The sequence below is a fragment of the Streptomyces sp. NPDC030995 genome (assembly GCF_055571215.1).
Map to the genome: position 1 here is coordinate 288,894 of NZ_JBVIFS010000001.1, position 15,908 is coordinate 304,801.

Annotated in this window: 15 protein-coding genes; 9 read left to right on the plus strand and 6 right to left on the minus strand. The window is 72.6% G+C overall.

Going from position 1 to position 15,908, the window contains the following annotated elements; translation table 11 throughout:
- Nucleotides 1-62 precede the first annotated feature (62 nt).
- On the plus strand, nt 63-1,220 hold the full coding sequence (locus ACZ45T_RS01385) for a cystathionine gamma-synthase (protein WP_468436191.1): 1,158 nt from the start codon (nt 63-65) through the stop codon (nt 1,218-1,220).
- A gap of 199 nt (nt 1,221-1,419) precedes the next feature.
- Here ACZ45T_RS01385 and ACZ45T_RS01390 read toward each other — a convergent pair whose 3' ends face one another.
- The 3 genes from ACZ45T_RS01390 to ACZ45T_RS01400 all read right to left on the minus strand — a co-directional run bounded on the left by ACZ45T_RS01390 (nt 1,420) and on the right by ACZ45T_RS01400 (nt 2,672).
- Complete coding sequence (locus tag ACZ45T_RS01390; protein ID WP_468436193.1) at nt 1,420-1,674, minus strand: hypothetical protein; 255 nt, start codon at nt 1,672-1,674, stop codon at nt 1,420-1,422.
- The gene (locus tag ACZ45T_RS01395; protein ID WP_468436195.1) at nt 1,671-2,087 is read right to left on the minus strand and encodes a sigma factor-like helix-turn-helix DNA-binding protein; all 417 of its coding nucleotides are present in this window, start codon (nt 2,085-2,087) and stop codon (nt 1,671-1,673) included. Before ACZ45T_RS01395 ends, ACZ45T_RS01390 begins: the two co-directional genes overlap by 4 nt.
- A gap of 63 nt (nt 2,088-2,150) precedes the next feature.
- On the minus strand, nt 2,151-2,672 hold the full coding sequence (locus ACZ45T_RS01400; RefSeq protein ID WP_468436197.1) for a MarR family winged helix-turn-helix transcriptional regulator: 522 nt from the start codon (nt 2,670-2,672) through the stop codon (nt 2,151-2,153).
- Between the two features lie 331 nt (nt 2,673-3,003).
- On the opposite strand from ACZ45T_RS01400, the gene ilvA reads away from it, so the two are divergent.
- From ilvA to ACZ45T_RS01415, 3 genes are all read left to right on the plus strand, one after another.
- Complete coding sequence (gene ilvA, locus ACZ45T_RS01405; protein WP_468436199.1) at nt 3,004-4,236, plus strand: threonine ammonia-lyase; 1,233 nt, start codon at nt 3,004-3,006, stop codon at nt 4,234-4,236.
- A 184-nt stretch (nt 4,237-4,420) separates the two neighbouring features.
- Nucleotides 4,421-5,443 carry an ATP-binding cassette domain-containing protein gene (locus tag ACZ45T_RS01410; protein ID WP_468436201.1) on the plus strand — a complete coding sequence of 341 codons (1,023 nt, stop codon included), beginning with the start codon at nt 4,421-4,423 and terminating at the stop codon, nt 5,441-5,443.
- Nucleotides 5,440-6,315 (plus strand): ABC transporter permease, encoded by an 876-nt coding sequence (locus ACZ45T_RS01415; RefSeq protein WP_468436203.1) that lies wholly within the window; start codon nt 5,440-5,442, stop codon nt 6,313-6,315. The genes ACZ45T_RS01410 and ACZ45T_RS01415 overlap by 4 nt, the downstream gene beginning before the upstream one ends.
- A gap of 94 nt (nt 6,316-6,409) precedes the next feature.
- Here the strand turns inward: ACZ45T_RS01415 and greA are convergent, their stop codons facing one another.
- Entirely contained in the window at nt 6,410-6,907 is a 498-nt protein-coding gene (gene greA / locus ACZ45T_RS01420; RefSeq protein ID WP_314254598.1) for a transcription elongation factor GreA, read from the minus strand.
- A gap of 127 nt (nt 6,908-7,034) precedes the next feature.
- Complete coding sequence (locus tag ACZ45T_RS01425; RefSeq protein WP_468436206.1) at nt 7,035-7,448, minus strand: DUF4307 domain-containing protein; 414 nt, start codon at nt 7,446-7,448, stop codon at nt 7,035-7,037.
- Nucleotides 7,449-7,642: 194 nt separating this feature from the next.
- On the opposite strand from ACZ45T_RS01425, the gene ACZ45T_RS01430 reads away from it, so the two are divergent.
- The 3 genes from ACZ45T_RS01430 (at nt 7,643) to ACZ45T_RS01440 (ending at nt 9,384) form a co-directional block, all read left to right on the plus strand.
- Nucleotides 7,643-8,134, plus strand: coding sequence for an RNA-guided endonuclease InsQ/TnpB family protein (locus tag ACZ45T_RS01430; protein ID WP_468436208.1), 492 nt, complete (start codon nt 7,643-7,645; stop codon nt 8,132-8,134).
- A 129-nt stretch (nt 8,135-8,263) separates the two neighbouring features.
- On the plus strand, nt 8,264-9,145 hold the full coding sequence (mca, locus tag ACZ45T_RS01435) for a mycothiol conjugate amidase Mca (RefSeq protein WP_468436210.1): 882 nt from the start codon (nt 8,264-8,266) through the stop codon (nt 9,143-9,145).
- Nucleotides 9,146-9,147: 2 nt separating this feature from the next.
- On the plus strand, nt 9,148-9,384 hold the full coding sequence (locus ACZ45T_RS01440) for a hypothetical protein (RefSeq protein ID WP_468436212.1): 237 nt from the start codon (nt 9,148-9,150) through the stop codon (nt 9,382-9,384).
- 119 nt (nt 9,385-9,503) lie between these two features.
- Here ACZ45T_RS01440 and ACZ45T_RS01445 read toward each other — a convergent pair whose 3' ends face one another.
- Nucleotides 9,504-12,812, minus strand: coding sequence for a tetratricopeptide repeat protein (locus tag ACZ45T_RS01445; protein WP_468436214.1), 3,309 nt, complete (start codon nt 12,810-12,812; stop codon nt 9,504-9,506).
- Nucleotides 12,813-12,964: 152 nt separating this feature from the next.
- Here ACZ45T_RS01445 and ACZ45T_RS01450 point away from each other — a divergent pair, with 152 nt between their 5' ends.
- Together ACZ45T_RS01450 and ACZ45T_RS01455 are read left to right on the plus strand one after the other, a co-directional pair.
- A complete protein-coding gene (locus ACZ45T_RS01450) occupies nt 12,965-13,732 on the plus strand; it encodes a DUF4344 domain-containing metallopeptidase (RefSeq protein ID WP_468436216.1) in 768 nt (255 codons plus the stop codon).
- A 27-nt stretch (nt 13,733-13,759) separates the two neighbouring features.
- Nucleotides 13,760-15,823, plus strand: a complete 2,064-nt coding sequence (locus ACZ45T_RS01455; RefSeq protein WP_468436218.1) for a thioredoxin domain-containing protein — start codon at nt 13,760-13,762, stop codon at nt 15,821-15,823.
- The last annotated feature ends 85 nt before the right edge of the window (nt 15,824-15,908 follow it).

A 15,908-nucleotide genomic window follows, 5' to 3' on the forward strand; every position in this document is an offset into this window, starting at 1 on the left:
CAGACCGAGGGGGCCCCGGGCCAATAGGGGGGCACACCCCAGGCGGGGCATAGCATCTGACCATGAGCGACGACAGCCACGAGCACCAGAGCTTCGAGACCCGCGCGATCCACGCGGGCAATACGGCGGACCCGCTGACCGGCGCGGTCGTGCCCCCGATCTACCAGGTCTCCACGTACAAGCAGGACGGTGTCGGAGGACTCCGCGGCGGCTACGAGTACAGCCGCAGCGCCAATCCGACGCGCACCGCGCTGGAGGAGAACCTCGCGGCGCTGGAGGGCGGCCGGCGCGGCCTCGCCTTCGCCTCCGGCCTCGCCGCCGAGGACTGCCTGCTGCGTACGCTGCTCGCCCCGGGCGACCACGTGGTCATCCCGAACGACGCCTACGGCGGCACCTTCCGCCTCTTCGCGAAGGTCGTCTCCCGGTGGGGCGTGGAGTGGTCGGTGGCCGACACCTCCGACGCCGAGTCCGTGCGGGCCGCCCTCACCCCGAAGACGAAGGTCATCTGGGTCGAGACCCCCTCCAACCCGCTGCTCGGCATCACCGACATCGCCGTCGTCGCCGACATCGCGCGCACGGCCGGCGCCAAGCTGGTCGTGGACAACACCTTCGCCTCGCCGTACCTCCAGCAGCCCCTGGCGCTGGGCGCGGACGTGGTCGTGCACTCGCTGACCAAGTACATGGGCGGGCACTCCGACGTGGTCGGCGGCGCGCTGGTCACCGCGGACGCGGCGCTGGGCGAGGAACTGGCCTACCACCAGAACGCGATGGGCGCGGTCGCGGGTCCCTTCGACTCGTGGATCGTGCTGCGGGGCATCAAGACCCTGGCCGTACGCATGGACCGGCACGCGGAGAACGCGGCCAAGGTCGTCGACCTGCTGACCCGCCACCCCAAGGTGCACAAGGTCCTCTACCCGGGCCTGCCGGAGCACCCGGGCCACGAGGTCGCCGCGAAGCAGATGCGCAACTTCGGCGGCATGGTCTCCTTCCAGGTCGTCGGCGGCGAGGAGGCGGCGGTCGAGGTCTGCAATCGCGCCAAGCTGTTCACGCTCGGGGAGTCCCTGGGCGGCGTCGAGTCCCTGATCGAGCACCCGGGCCGCATGACGCACGCGTCGGTGGCCGGCTCGGCGCTGGAGGTCCCGGCGGACCTGGTCCGCCTGTCGGTGGGCATCGAGAACGCCGATGACCTCCTGGCGGACCTGACCCAGGCGCTGGGCTAGCGGTTCAAGCCTCGCCGGCGATTGAGGCGCGGGTCCGGGCAGAGCCCGGTGCCCGGCGAAGCCGGGATTCCTGGGGCTCCGCCCCAGACCCCGCGCCTCAAACGCCGGCGAGGCTGGACTGTGCGGGCGAAGCCGGATTGTGCCGGCGAGGCTGAGATGGTCCGGCGGGCCGGTTTGGGGCGGCGGGGCGGAGGGCCCGCTACCAGCCCTCCAGTGGCGGGGAGATGCCGCTCGGCGGCGCAGCCCACGGGCGGGTCAGGGAGGCCCAGACCGTGAAGGCCACCGCGATGGCGAAGAGCACCGCCCAGCCGAACCTGCGCAGCGCCCGGCGGCGCCGCAGGAGGCGGGCGCCGCGGGCCGCCGCGGCCGCCGCGAGGTCCGCCGGCACCGCCGGGTACGGGCCGTCCATGAGCTCTCTGACCTGGGCTTCCTTCCGGTCCGGGAGCCCGCTCACGCCGCCTCCCGGGACCTGAGCGCGGCCACGGCCCGGTTGCACAGCACCCGTACCCGCTCGACCGGCAGCCCCAGCTGCGCCGCCGTGACCTCCTCCGCGACCCCTTCGTAGAGCCGCAGGACCAGGACGATCCGCTCCGGCGGGCTCAGCCGCGCCAGCAGGCCGGTGCCTCCGTGGTGGCGCCAGCCGGTCCGGGCGAAGGCGGCGCACAGCTCCTGGCGGGTGAAGTCGTACGGATCGTCCCCGCGCAGCCGCTGCCAGCCGGCGTACGTACGGGCCAGCGCGCCCGCCAGCAGCCGGCGGGCCGCCTCCGGCTCACCGGTCAGCAGGACCGCGACATGCAGGAGCCGCCCGGCCGCACCCGCGACGAAGGCCTCGAACTCCGCGTAGGAGCCCGCGCGTTGATCGACCACCCGCATAGTCCACATAGTGCGGGCAGCAGGACCGTCCAGGTCAAGAGGACGGACGGACTCCGCTCAGGAGGCGGGACCGGCCTCGGACACGGCCGCCATCAGCTCCGACAGCGAGAGATTGAAGCGCGTCAGCAGCCCGGTGAAGGACTCGCGCTCGTCCTCGCTCCAGCCCTCCGTCACGCGGGCCATCAGCTCGCGCCGCGAGGAGCGGACCTCCTCCAGCCGCGCCAGCCCCCGCGGGGACAGCGCGAGCACCACGGCCCGCCCGTCCTCGGGGTGCGAGGTCCGCTTGACCAGACCGCTGTCGACCAGCGGCGCGACCTGCCGGGTCACCGTGGAGGAGTCGATCCCCATGCCGCCGGCGAGCGCCTTCACGCCCATCGGGCCCTCCAGGTCGAGCCGGTTCAGCAGCAGGTAGGCGGCGCGGTCCATCGAGTTGCGGACCTGGCCGACACCGCCCAGGCGGGTCTGCTCGGCACGGCGGGCGAAGACGGCGACCTGGTGCTGGAGCGCGTCGAGGAGACCGGCTCCGGCGGGCGCGTCGGGCGCCGCGGGCAGATCGGAACTGGCCGGGGTGGAAGGCATGGCCGTGAGCTCTCTTCGCGTGGGTCCGACAAGGATGGGGGACAGAGTACGCGGCCGTGCGGCGGCTCGTACGCCCGGTTTGACAACTGATACGGCCGGTGAGGGGCGAAGCGGAGCACCCGTCCGGGATGGCCGGATTTCGCCCTGCCGCCTGGCCTCGCCGGCCAGCCCCCTAAGCCTCGCCGGCGCTTGAGGCGCGGGGTCTGGGGCGGCGCCCCAGGAACCCGGCTGCGCCGGGCACCGGGCTCCGCCCGGACCTGCGCCTCAAACGCCGGCGAGGCTGGGTTTGGCCGGCGAGGCTGGGTGGCGGACCGGCTGCGAGACTGGCGGCATGAACTACCGCGTGCCCGAGCCCGTCCCGCAGGTCATCCTCGACGACATCCGGGGGGCTCAGAAGATGCTCTCCGGCGTCTCCCGGGTCACCGCGATGGAGGGCAGCCGGCACCTCTCCTCGCTCACCGGTTCCCCGGTCCACCTCAAGTGCGAGAACCTCCAGCGCACCGGCTCCTTCAAACTGCGCGGCGCCTACGTACGCATCGCGGGCCTGCGCCCCGAGCAGCGGGCCGCCGGTGTCGTGGCGGCCAGCGCGGGCAACCACGCGCAAGGCGTGGCCCTGGCCTCCTCCCTGCTCGGGGTCCGCTCCACCGTGTTCATGCCGGTCGGGGCGCCCCTGCCGAAGGTGGCGGCGACCCAGGAGTACGGCGCCGAGGTGCGCATGCACGGCCAGGTCGTCGACGAGACCCTCGCAGCCGCCCAGGACTACGCCGACCGCACCGGGGCGGTGTTCATCCACCCCTTCGACCACCGCGACATCATCGCGGGCCAGGGCACGGTGGGCCTGGAGATCCTGGAGCAGTGCCCCGAGGTGCGCACCATCCTCGTCGGCATCGGCGGCGGGGGTCTCGCGGCCGGTGTCGCGGTCGCGGTGAAGGCGCTGCGGCCGGACGTGCGGATCATCGGGGTGCAGGCGGCCGGCGCGGCCGCGTACCCGCCCTCGCTGAAGGTCGGGCACCCGGTGTCCATCGACAACCCGAACACGATGGCCGACGGCATCAAGGTCGGGCGCCCCGGCGACATCCCCTTCAAAATCATTGGCGAGCTGCTCGACGACGTGCGTACGGTCTCCGAGGACGCGCTCTCCAGCGCCCTGCTGCTGTGTCTGGAGCGGGCCAAGCTGGTGGTCGAACCGGCGGGCTGCAGCCCGGTCGCCGCGCTGCTGAGCGAGCCCGAACTGTACGGGGGCGGGCCGGTGGTGGCCGTCCTGTCCGGCGGGAACGTCGACCCGCTGCTGCTCCAGCGGATCCTGCGCCACGGCATGGCGGCGGCGGGCCGGTACCTGTCGCTGCGGCTGCGCGTGGCCGACCGGCCGGGGGCCCTGGCCGGGCTCCTGGCGGTGTTGTCAGTGGTCGATGCGAACGTGTTGGACGTGAGCCACGTGCGGACGGACCCGCGGCTGGGGCTCACGGAGGTGGAGGTGGAGCTGCACTTGGAGACGAAGGGTCCGGAGCACTGCGCGGAGGTCGCGCGGTCGCTGCACAGCGCGGGTTACAAGGTCATGGGCTAGGGCTCCGCCCGCATCCGTGGCGAATCCGTGGCGATTCGCGATATGACGCGATAGCCTGCGCCCCGGGCGAGGGGGAGACGGGGCCGTCCCCCGATCGGCCGAGCGAGGCATGCCCGGCGCCCATAGGCTTTGCGTACAAATGCCCCGATTCAACTGGTCCGATTCACTCCCTGGGAGAATCCATATGCCAGGCGCTATCTACGCCGAAGGTCTGGTCAAGACCTTCGGCGATGTACGGGCACTGGACGGCGTGGACCTCGACGTCCCCGAAGGCACCGTCCTGGGTCTGCTCGGCCCCAACGGTGCGGGCAAGACCACGACCGTGCGCGTCCTGACCACCCTCCTGCGCCCCGACAGCGGCAAGGCCGTCGTCGCCGGCATCGACGTACTCAAGCACCCCAACGAGGTCCGGCGCGCCATCGGCCTGTCCGGCCAGTTCGCCGCCGTCGACGAGTACCTGACCGGCCGTGAGAACCTCCAAATGGTCGGCCAGCTCTACCAGATGAAGGCCAAGGCCGCCAAAGCCCGGGCCGACGAACTGCTCGAACGCTTCAACCTCGGCGACGCCGCCGACCGCACCGCCAAGACGTACTCCGGCGGCATGCGCAGGCGCCTCGACCTCGCGGCCGCCCTCGTCGTCAGCCCGCCCGTGATGTTCATGGACGAGCCCACCACCGGACTCGACCCCCGCAACCGCCAGCAGCTGTGGGGGATCATCCAGGAACTGGTCGCCGGCGGCACCACCCTGCTGCTCACCACCCAGTACCTGGAGGAGGCCGACCACCTCGCGCACGACATCTGCGTGGTCGACCACGGCAAGGTCATCGCCCGCGGCACCTCCGACCAGCTCAAGGCCCGCACGGGCGGCGAGCGCGTGGAGGTCGTCGTCCACGAGCGGGACCACATGGCCACCGCACGCGAGGTGCTCGCCGGCTTCGGCAAGGGCGAGACCACGGTCGAGGAGCACACCCGCAAGCTGACCGTGCCGGTGTCGGGAGGAGCCAAACTGCTCGCCGAGGTCATCCGCGAACTGGACGGCCGGGGCATCGAGATCGACGACATCGGCCTGCGCCGCCCCACTCTCGACGACGTGTTCATCTCCCTCACCGGCCACGCGGCCGAACTGACCGCGGACGAGAACGGCGACGACGGGGCCGGTCCCGGTTCCAAGGGCCGCAAGGCGGCGCGAAAGGAGACGGCGAAGTGACCCTCACCTCCCCGACCCCGGGCAGCTCCCCGATTCAGGAACTGGCGGCACCGCGCCCGCGCGGCGGCCTCGTCCAGGGCGTCAACGACTCCCTGGTCATGGCCAAGCGGAACCTGATCCGGATGTCCCGGATACCCGAGATGATCATCTTCGGCGTCATCCAGCCGGTCATGTTCGTCGTGCTCTTCAGCTACGTCTTCGGCGGCTCGATCAGCGTCGGCGGCAGCACCTCGCCGGCCGCCTACCGGGAATTCCTGATGGCCGGCATCTTCGCCCAGACCGTCACCTTCGCCACCGCCGGCGCCGGCGCGGGCATCGCGGACGACATGCACAAGGGCCTGATCGACCGCTTCCGCTCGCTGCCCATGGCGCGCGGCGCGGTCCTCACCGGCCGCACGCTCGCCGACCTCGTCCAGACCGCGCTCACCGTGGTCGTACTGGCCGTCGTCGCGCTGATCGTCGGCTGGCGCACCCACGAGAACATCGGCAAGGTGCTCGCCGGCTTCGGCCTGCTGCTCCTGCTCGGCTACGCCTTCTCGTGGATCGGCGCGCTGATCGGCCTGTCGGTGCGCACTCCGGAAGCCGCCACCTCGGGCGGGCTGATCTGGCTCTTCCCGTTGACGTTCATCTCGAACGCCTTCGTCCCCTCCGAGAACATGCCGGACTTCCTGCGGCACATCGCGGAGTGGAACCCCTTCAGCGCCACCGTCCAGGCGGCGCGGGAGCTCTTCGGCAACCTGCCGCCGGGCTATCCGGTCCCGGAAGCCTGGCCGATGCAGCACCCGGTGCTGGCGTCCCTCCTCTGGTCGCTGCTGATCATCGTGGTCTTCCGGACCCTCGCGGTCCGCAAGTACCGCTCGGCGACCGCGTAGGCCCCGTACGCCGCAGGCCCCGTACGCACGATGCCCGGCCGGGAGGATCCGGCCGGGCATCGCGCGTGAAAAGCAGACTGAACGGGGCGGGTGATCAGCCGGTGAAGGGCTTGACGTCCAGGATCTTGACCGAGGCCTTCTTGCCGTTCGGCAGCTCGTACTCGGCGTCCTCGCCGATCGACTTGCCCAGCACGCCACTGCCCAGCGGGGACTGCGGGGAGTACGTCTCGAAGTCCGAGGACGCGTACTCACGGGAGGCCAGCAGGAACTCCATGGTGTCGTCCTCGTCGCCGTCGAAGGCGATCTTGACGAGGGTGCCGGGGGCCACCACGCCGTCGGACGCGGGCGCGGTCCCGACCTTGGCGTTCTCCAGCAGCTGCGTGAGCTGCCGGACGCGGAGCTCCTGCTTGCCCTGCTCCTCCTTGGCCGCGTGGTACCCGCCGTTCTCGCGCAGGTCGCCCTCCTCGCGGGCGGCTGCGATCTTCGTGGCGATCTCCGTACGGGCAGGACCAGAGAGGTAGTCCAGCTCCGCCTTCAGCTGGTCGTACGCCGCCTGGGTCAGCCAGGTGACGCTTTCGCTCGTCTGGGTCACGGGTGCTCCTCGTCGGTACAGGGGACTACAAAGCCGCCAGCGGCGGACGAAACCACGAGCCTAACAATTCGGGAAGAAAAGGGGGAGGACCAATGCACTCCAGGGGCGCCGGGCCGCGCCCCCGAGCTCAGTGGCCGGAGGCCGCCGGCTGGCAGCCGACCAGCTCGATCATCGTGGCCCGGCTGGTGGTCTTCAACGACACCATCTCGTCGACCCGGGCCGCCGGCTGGGCGAAGGTGTAGTCCGCACGGCCCACCTCGCCGTGCTCCTTGTCCTGGGAGCTCAGGGTGCAGACCCCGGTGACCGAGGAGTCCTTGCGGACCTCCAGGTGCACCTTCACCTCTGTGTCCGAAACCACCTGGAACTTGATCACCTCGGCGCTGACGGCCTGCCCCGCGACGTAGTCCCAGCCGATCCAGCCGACCACACCCAGCAGCACGACGCCCAGCGCCGACCCGACGATCTTGAGCTTCCGGTCCGCACGCTCGTCCGCCGACCGGCCGTACCGGCCCTCGGGCAGTCCCTCGCGCACCGCGCCCATGATCGTTCCTCTCTGCCGGGGGCAGCCCCTTCCGTTCCCGGTCCGGCCGCCTCGTAACTGGAGCATGCCATGGCCCTCGGGCGCGGGAGGAATCGGACCAGCATTGAGGGCATAGGTGCGGTGATCGTTCACTCGTTCGTGTCGGCGTCGGGCGCTCCAAGGCAGCCGGGAAGCTGGCCGGGTATCAGCGGATGATGGCCCGTCGTAAGCCGAAGCGCGGGCAGACCGCGTCGAAGGGCTACCGCAAGGCGAAGCGGCAGGTCGCGAAAGTGCACAAGAAGATCGCCCGGCAGCGGCAGGACACTGCCCGCAAGTGGGCCAAACGTGTCGTGACGGACTTCGATCATCTTGCGGTGGAGGACTTCCGTCCGAAGTTCCTGGCGAAGTCGACCATGGCTCGCAAGGCGGCGGACGCGGCGGTCTCGGCCACCAAGCGCGAGCTGATCAACATGGCGCGCAAGCACGGCCGGGTCCTGCACCTCGTGGACCCGGCGCACACGACCATGGACTGCGGACGGTGCGGAGCGAGAGCCAAGCACGCACTTCCGCTGTCGGAACGTACGTACACGTGCACCGCGTGCGGAGCCGTCTCCCCGAGAGACAAGAACTCCGCACACGTCATGTCCCCCAGCTACCGCTGGGAGGTGCCCCCACGTCCGGGCTGGTCTTGCCCCGGCTGGTGCTGATCGTGGAAGACCCGACGGGCCGCCGGTCCGACGGGCAGCGTGAGCCAGGAATCCCCCGCGTCACTCGATTGCTGAGGGAGGAGTCAATATAGAAGCCGACCGTCGCGCCGAATCGCAGAGGATCCTGTTTTGACCGAGCAGCTTCGACTGATGGCCGTCCACGCCCACCCCGACGATGAGTCGAGCAAGGGCGCCGCCACCATGGCCAAGTACGTGTCCGAGGGGGTTCCCGTGCTGGTCGTCACCTGCACCGGTGGCGAGCGCGGCTCCGTTCTGAACCCCAAGCTCCAGGGCGACAAGTACATCGAGGAGAACATCCACGAGGTCCGCGCCAGGGAGATGGACGAGGCGCGCCAGATCCTCGGCATCGAGCAGGAATGGCTCGGCTACGTCGACTCCGGCCTGCCCGAGGGTGACCCGCTGCCGCCGCTGCCCGAGGGGTGCTTCGCGCTCGCCGACGTCGACGAGGCCGCCGGTGAGCTGGTGAAGAAGATCCGCGCCTTCAAGCCGCAGGTCGTCACCACGTACGACGAGAACGGCGGCTACCCGCACCCCGACCACATCATGACCCACAAGATCTCCATGGTGGCCTTCGAGGGCGCGGCCGACACCGAGAAGTACCCGGAGGCCGAGTTCGGCCCGGCGTACCAGCCGCAGAAGCTCTACTACAACCAGGGCTTCAACAAGCCGCGCACCATCGCCCTGCACGAGGCGCTGCTCGCGCGCGGCATGGAGTCCCCGTACGGGGAGTGGCTGGAGCGGTGGAAGGAGTTCGAGCGCACGGAGCGGAACCTGACCACCCACGTGCCCTGCGCGGACTTCTTCGAGATCCGTGACAAGGCGCTCATCGCGCACGCCACGCAGATCGACCCGGACGGCGGCTGGTTCCGCGTGCCGATGGACATCCAGAAGGATGTCTGGCCGACGGAGGAGTACGAGCTGGCGAAGTCGCTCGTCGACACTTCCCTCCCCGAGTCCGACCTCTTCGCGGGCATCCGGGAGAATGCGTAGCTATGAGCGCTACGCAGGCAGCACTGACCCAGCTCCTTCCGCTGGCGGGTGACACCTTCGACAAGAACAAGGTGACGCCCGGCATCCTGGGCTTCATCGTGTTCGCGGCCCTCGCCCTCGCGGTGTGGGGACTGATGAAGTCGATGAGCCGCCACATGGGCAAGGTGAACTTCCAGGAGGCTCCGGAGCCGGGCGCCGCGGCCCCGGCCCCGGCCGCCGAAGGCACCCGGGCCCCGTAACCGCAGGGCCTGCGGGACACCTCGCGTGAGCGCCGCCCCGGCCGGCGGAACCGGTGGGGCGGCGGCTTCCCGCGTGCGTGAACGGAGTCGGAAGGCGAGTGACCGGGCGAGCGCCCGGGTCACGCCGACGGGGGCGCCGCCGGGACGCCCATGATCTCCCGCGCGTGCAGACCCGGGACCAGGCCGAGCCGCCACGCCTGCCAGCCCTCCGCCGGGTCGACGCCGCGGCCCAGGATCACCCCGTAGGTCTCCAGGCAGTCCTCCAGCCGCCCGTCGCGCGCCGGATGCGGCGCCTGCGCCAGCCGGGCCAGCTCCGCCCGCGCCTCCTCGGGGGCGGATGGGACGGCGTACGGCAGCATCGTGCACCGCAGGAAGCGGGCCCAGTCCTCCCCGCGCCGGTCCCCGTACGAGATGAACAGCCGGACCGCCTCCTCGCACAGGCCGAGCGCCTGCGAGAGGCGGCCGTTGCCCGCGTCGATGACCGCCAGTTCCAGGCAGGTCCACGCCTCGCCGTGGGCCAGCCCGATCCGCCGGAAGTCCGCCCGCGCGTCCACCAGCAGCTGGCGGGCGAAGCCGGAGTTCTTCAGGTTGCCCGTCTGGGCCGCCCGCTGGTCGCGCGTCACGCGGCCCGAGTGGTGGCGGGCGTGCGCCAGCCCGTACACGTCCCGCATCCGCGAGAACATGGTCCGGGCCCGCTCCAGCTCCCGTACCGCCCGGTCGCGCTCGCCGTCCTCCTCCAGCGCCTGCCCGAGGTAGTACAGCGTCCACGCCTCGCCGCGCGCGTCCTCCGCCTCCCGGTGGCGGGCCAGCGCCTCCCGCAGCCGCTCCACCGCCGGTCCGGGATCCCCGTCGACCAACCGGGCCCGGCCCAGCTGGGTCAGCGCCCAGGCCTCGCCGCGGTCGTCCCGGGTACGCCCGTACAGGTCCAGGGCGAGCCGCAGCTCCTCCTCGGCCCGCGCCACGTCGCCGAGCCGCAGGTGCACCTGGCCCAGCTGGAAGTGCGCCCAGGCCTCCCCGTGCACGCTCTCGCTCTCCCGGTGCAGGGCCAGGGAGGTCTCCAGCAGCCGCGTCGCCTCCGCCAGGTGCGCCAGGTCCCGCTCCACCGCGGCCAGCGCGTGCAGGCCCCAGGCCCGGTCTCCCGCCAGCTCCGGCGGCTCCTGGAGGACCAGCGCCTCGCGGATGCGGGCCGCGGCCTCCGGGAGGTTGCCCTGGTGGTGCAGGGTGATGCCGAGGGAGACCAGGGCCATCGCCGCCCCCGCCTCCTGGTGGGCCTCCATGTACTGGTCCACCACCGAGGTCAGGGTGGTGCGGGCCTTGTCCAGCTCGCCGAGCTGGCGCGCCGCGATGCCGGTGCGCCACTGCACCGACCTGACCAGCCGGCCCTGCTGGCCCGCGGCGTCCCCGGCGCGGCCGGCCGCCACCGCCTGCGTGAGCTCGTCGATCTCGCCGAGCCGGTACAGGTCCCCGCGCAGCAGGCAGAAGTCGCAGAGCGCGCCGAGCAGGTCGAGCACCGCCTGCTGGTCCACGCCGTCCGAATGCCGCAGGGCCGCCGTGATGAAGCTCGACTCGTCGTCCAGCCAGCGCAGCGCCGCGTCCAGCGAGGTGAAGCCGTGGCCCCCGAACTGATCCGCGCGTGTCGACATCTTCCCGTCGACCATCCGGATCACCGAGTCGGCGAGGTGCGCGTAGTTGCGGATCAGCCGCTCGTGCGCCGCCGTGGCCTCGGCCCGGTCCTCGTCCGCCGCGAGCCGCGCCGCCGCGTACGCGCGTACCGCGTCGTGCATCCGGAACCGCTGGCCGCGCACCCGCTCGATCAGCCCGGCTTCCCAGAGCTCCTCCAGCGTGCGCAGCGCCGCCTGCTCCGGTACGTCGGCCAGCGCGGCCGCGGCGGCGGCGCCGAGGGAGGCCCGCCCGGCCAGGGGCAGCCGGCGCAGCAGCCGGCGGGCGGGCTCGGCGAGGCGGGCGTCGGCGGCGCGCAGGGCGTCCTCCACCGGGTGGGCGCCGGCGCCGCCGTCGGGGGCCAGGCCGTCGCGGACCAGGGGGGCCAGCAGCCGCAGGGCGAGGGGGAGCCCGCCACTGAGCTTCACCGCGGCGGCCACCGCGGCGGCCGCGGCCCTGGAGGCGGCCTCGGCGGAGCTCTCGGAGGCGGCTTCGGAGGCGGGTGCGGAGCCCGCCTCGGGGGCGGCCTGCGGCGCGCGCACCAGCTCCGCCGCCTCGTCCGCCGCCAGCCGCTCCACCGGCAGCCGGTGCACCCACGCCGCCAGGTCCGCGGGCAGCTCCAGCGGCTCCCGCGCGGTCACCAGCACCAGGCTCTCGGAGCGCTCCGGAACCAGCAGCCGGATCTGCTCCGCGTCCACCGCGTCGTCGAGGAGCACCGTGACCGGCAGCCCCTGGAGGTGCTGGTGGTACAGCTCGGCGAGGCGGCGTACCTGCTGCTCCGCCGAGGCGCCCTCGCGGAAGAGCAACTGCTCGCGGGGCGCGCCCAGCCGGTTCAGGAGGTGCAGCAGCGCCTCCCGCGTCGCCAGCGGCGCCTCCCCCCGCGGGGACCCGCCGCGCAGGTCCACCACGCACGCGCCCCGGAACTGGTCGCGCAGGGCGTGCGCCGCCCGCAGCGCCAGCGCCGTACGGCCCACCCCGGGCTCGCCGTGCAGCACCACGACCACCGGGCGGGTCTCGGTGCTGGCCCGGGCCGCCTGCACCCACTGCGCGATCCGGGTCAGCTCGGCCCGCCGGCCCGCGAACAGGTCCGTCGGGTCGGGGAGCTGCCCGAAGGACTGCTCCAGCGCGCTGCGCCGCCGGGCCTCCGCGCTGCGGTCCGTACCGCGCAGCTGCGGAGTCGGCCGGGGCGCGGTCCGGACGGCGGTCCGGACGGCGGGCCGGGGTGCGCGCGCCGCGGCGGTCACCGCGCGCTGCTGCTCCAGGAAGGGCCGTATCCCGCGTACCTCCAGCGCCGACAGCCACTGGAGTTTCAGCTGCTCGGCGCCGCCGGGGCGGCCCAGCTCCCCGGCCCGCCGGTTCGCGGCCGGCAGGTGCAGGGCGGTCGCCTTGGCCACCGTCGCCACCGCCCCCGCGATGCCCACGACGGCTCCCGCGGTCAGTGCCGTGCCGGCCGCGACGCCGAGCGAGAGGTCGGTCCCGATGGCGGCGGCCGCCGCGACCGCCGTCACCAGTGCCGCCGTCGAGGTGTTGCCGCGCCGGAAGGCCTCGCCGAGCGACTGGTCCCCGGCCGCGGCCTCGTCCAGGGCCCGTACGTACGCCTCGTACTCGGGCGCCGCGCTCGCGGCGAGCGCGTCCAGGGCCTCCCGGCCCCGAGCCAGCAGCGCCGCCTTGTCCACCGCCGTGCCCGGTGCGCCCGCTCCCCGCTGCACTTCCTCGTCCACGGCCCGCAGCAACAGTCGCTCGGCATCGACGCGATGGCTGTCCCGCATCGGCATCCCCCTCAGAGAGCTCCGGCAACGAGCCCCAAGTGTCCTGCGGGACTCCGCTGAGCGCGAGGGAATCTGAGCTAGATCAGAGGGAAGCGGTCAGGCTTTCGTATAGTCGGGTCAAAATTCACCAAGTGGTGTGAGGGGAGGGCTTGGTGACGGTAAGGAAGATCCGCGCGGCGGTGGCGGTCCTGTGCGCGCTCGTCCTGCTGCCCGCACTGGCCTCCTGCGAACAGGCCCTGCCCGCACGGGGATTCGTACTGCGCTACGAGAAGCCGACAGCCGCCGACCGGGCCGGTGCCGACTTCCTGAAGCAGCGGCAGCTCGACGAGACGGCCGTCGCCGACCTCAACGCGTACGTCGACGTCCCCTACCGGATCACGGTCGTCGCCCGCTCCTGCGCGGGCGAGGGCAGCGGCTACGACCCCGAGACCCGCCGGATCGAGCTCTGTTACGACGATCTGGCCGAGGACCGGAAGCTGTTCGAGGAGGCGGACCGCCGCTCGGCGGACGAGCCGCTCGCCGACGTCGTGACCGAGACCCTCTACCACGAGGCCGGCCACGCCCTCGTCGACGCGCTGGACCTGCCCGTCGGCGAGCGGGGCCGCGCCGAGGAGGACGCCGCCGACCGCTTCGCGCAGCTGATGCTCCTGCGGGGCCACCCGGACGGCGAGGAGACCCTCCTGACCGCGGCCCGGGCCTACGAGCTCGCGGCGGCCGCCGACCCGCAAGCGGCTCCCGATCCCGAGGACGAACACGCCCCGGACGCGGCCCGTGCGGAGTCCCACCGCTGCGCGGTCTACGGCCACGCACCCGGCCGGCACCCTGACCTGGCCACCCCGGCCCGCGCGGACTGCGCCGCCACCTGGACCAAGGCCCGCGACGCCTGGACCCGCGACCTGGCCCCCGTCCTTCGGCGCTGATCCGATCCCGTGCGGCAGGATGGCACCATGCCGAACCGCCTCGCGAACGAGACCTCCCCCTACCTCCTCCAGCACGCCGACAACCCCGTCGACTGGTGGCCCTGGTCCCCGGAGGCCTTCGCGGAGGCGCGTGAGCGGGGGGTGCCCGTACTGCTGAGCGTGGGGTACAGCAGCTGCCACTGGTGCCACGTCATGGCGCACGAGTCCTTCGAGGACGAGCTGGCCGCCGCCTACCTCAACGAGCACTTCGTCAACATCAAGGTGGACCGCGAGGAGCGCCCCGACGTCGACGCCGTCTACATGGAGGCCGTGCAGGCCGCCACCGGGCAGGGCGGCTGGCCGATGACGGTCTTCCTCACGCCCGAGGCCGAGCCGTTCTACTTCGGCACCTACTTCCCGCCCGAGCCCCGGCACGGGATGCCCTCCTTCATGCAGGTGCTCGAAGGCGTGCGGTCCGCCTGGGTGGGGCGGCCCGAGGAGGTCGCCGAGGTCGCGCAGAAGATCGTGCGGGACCTGGCCGGGCGGCAGTTGGACTACGGGAAGGCCGCCACCCCCGGGCCCGAGGAGCTCGCGCAGGCGCTGCTCGGACTGACGCGGGAGTACGACGCCGCGCGCGGCGGGTTCGGCGGTGCGCCGAAGTTCCCTCCGTCCATGGTGCTGGAGTTCCTGCTGCGCCACCATGCGCGCACCGGGTCCGAGGGCGCGCTCCAGATGGCCGCCGACACGTGCGAGGCCATGGCGCGCGGCGGTATCTACGACCAGCTCGGCGGCGGGTTCGCGCGGTACTCCGTGGACCGCGAGTGGGTCGTGCCGCACTTCGAGAAGATGCTCTACGACAACGCGCTGCTCAGCCGGGTCTACGCGCACCTGTGGCGGGCCACGGGCTCGGACCTCGCGCGCCGGGTCGCCCTGGAGACCGCCGACTTCATGGTCCGCGAGCTGCGGACCGATCAGGGCGGCTTCGCGTCGGCGCTCGACGCCGACAGCGAGGACCCGGTCAGCGGCGCGCACGTGGAGGGGGCGTACTACGCCTGGACCCCGGCGCAGCTGCGCGAGGTGCTGGGGGAGGAGGACGGGGACCTGGCCGTCGCGTACTTCGGGGTGACCGAGGAGGGCACCTTCGAGCACGGCAAATCCGTCCTCCAGCTGCCGCAGGACGGGCCCGTGGTGGACGCCGACCGGATCGCCGGCATCAAGCGGCGGCTGCTCGCGGAGCGGGACCGGCGGCCCGCGCCCGGGCGGGACGACAAGATCGTCGCCGCCTGGAACGGGCTGGCCATCGCGGCCCTCGCCGAGTGCGGGGCGTACTTCGAGCGGCCCGACCTGGTCGAGCGGGCCACCGAGGCCGCCGACCTGCTGGTGCGGGTCCACTTCGACGTGGCGGCCGGGAAGGCCCGGCTGGCGCGGACCAGCAAGGACGGTCAGGTCGGGGCCAACGCCGGGGTGTTGGAGGACTACGGCGATGTCGCCGACGGCTTCCTCGCGCTGGCGGCCGTGACCGGCGAGGGGGTGTGGCTGGAGTTCGCCGGGTTCCTCGTCGACCTGGTCCTGGACCGGTTCACCGCCGAGGACGGGTCGCTGTACGACACGGCGCACGACGCGGAGAAGCTCATCCGCAGGCCGCAGGATCCGACGGACACGGCCGCCCCGTCCGGGTGGACCGCCGCGGCCGGCGCGCTGCTCTCGTACGCCGCGCACACGGGGTCGCAGGCCCACCGTACGGCGGCCGAGCGGGCGCTGGGCGTGGTGCACGCGCTCGGTCCGCGGGCGCCGCGTTTCATCGGGCACGGGCTGTCGGTCGCCGAGGCGCTCCTCGACGGGCCGCGCGAGGTCGCGGTCGTCGGCCATCCGGAGGACCCGGCGCGGGAGTTGCTGCACCGGACCGCGTTGCTGGGCACGGCTCCCGGGGCGGTGGTGGCGGTCGGTCTGCCGCAGTCGGCGGACGACGGCGGGGGTGAGTTCCCCCTTCTTGCCGAGCGCACACTCGTACACGACCTTCCGGCGGCGTACGTCTGTCGACATTTCGTCTGCGCGCGGCCTACGACGGATCCGGTCGAGCTGGCGGAGCAGTTGGGCACGTTTCGTCCCTGAATCGACCGGAGTGCCGTCAATTCCGGTTGCCTGTCCGTGAGTTCAGAAACGTGCTTTTTATCTGTGCCGCTTCTGGGTGTCATGT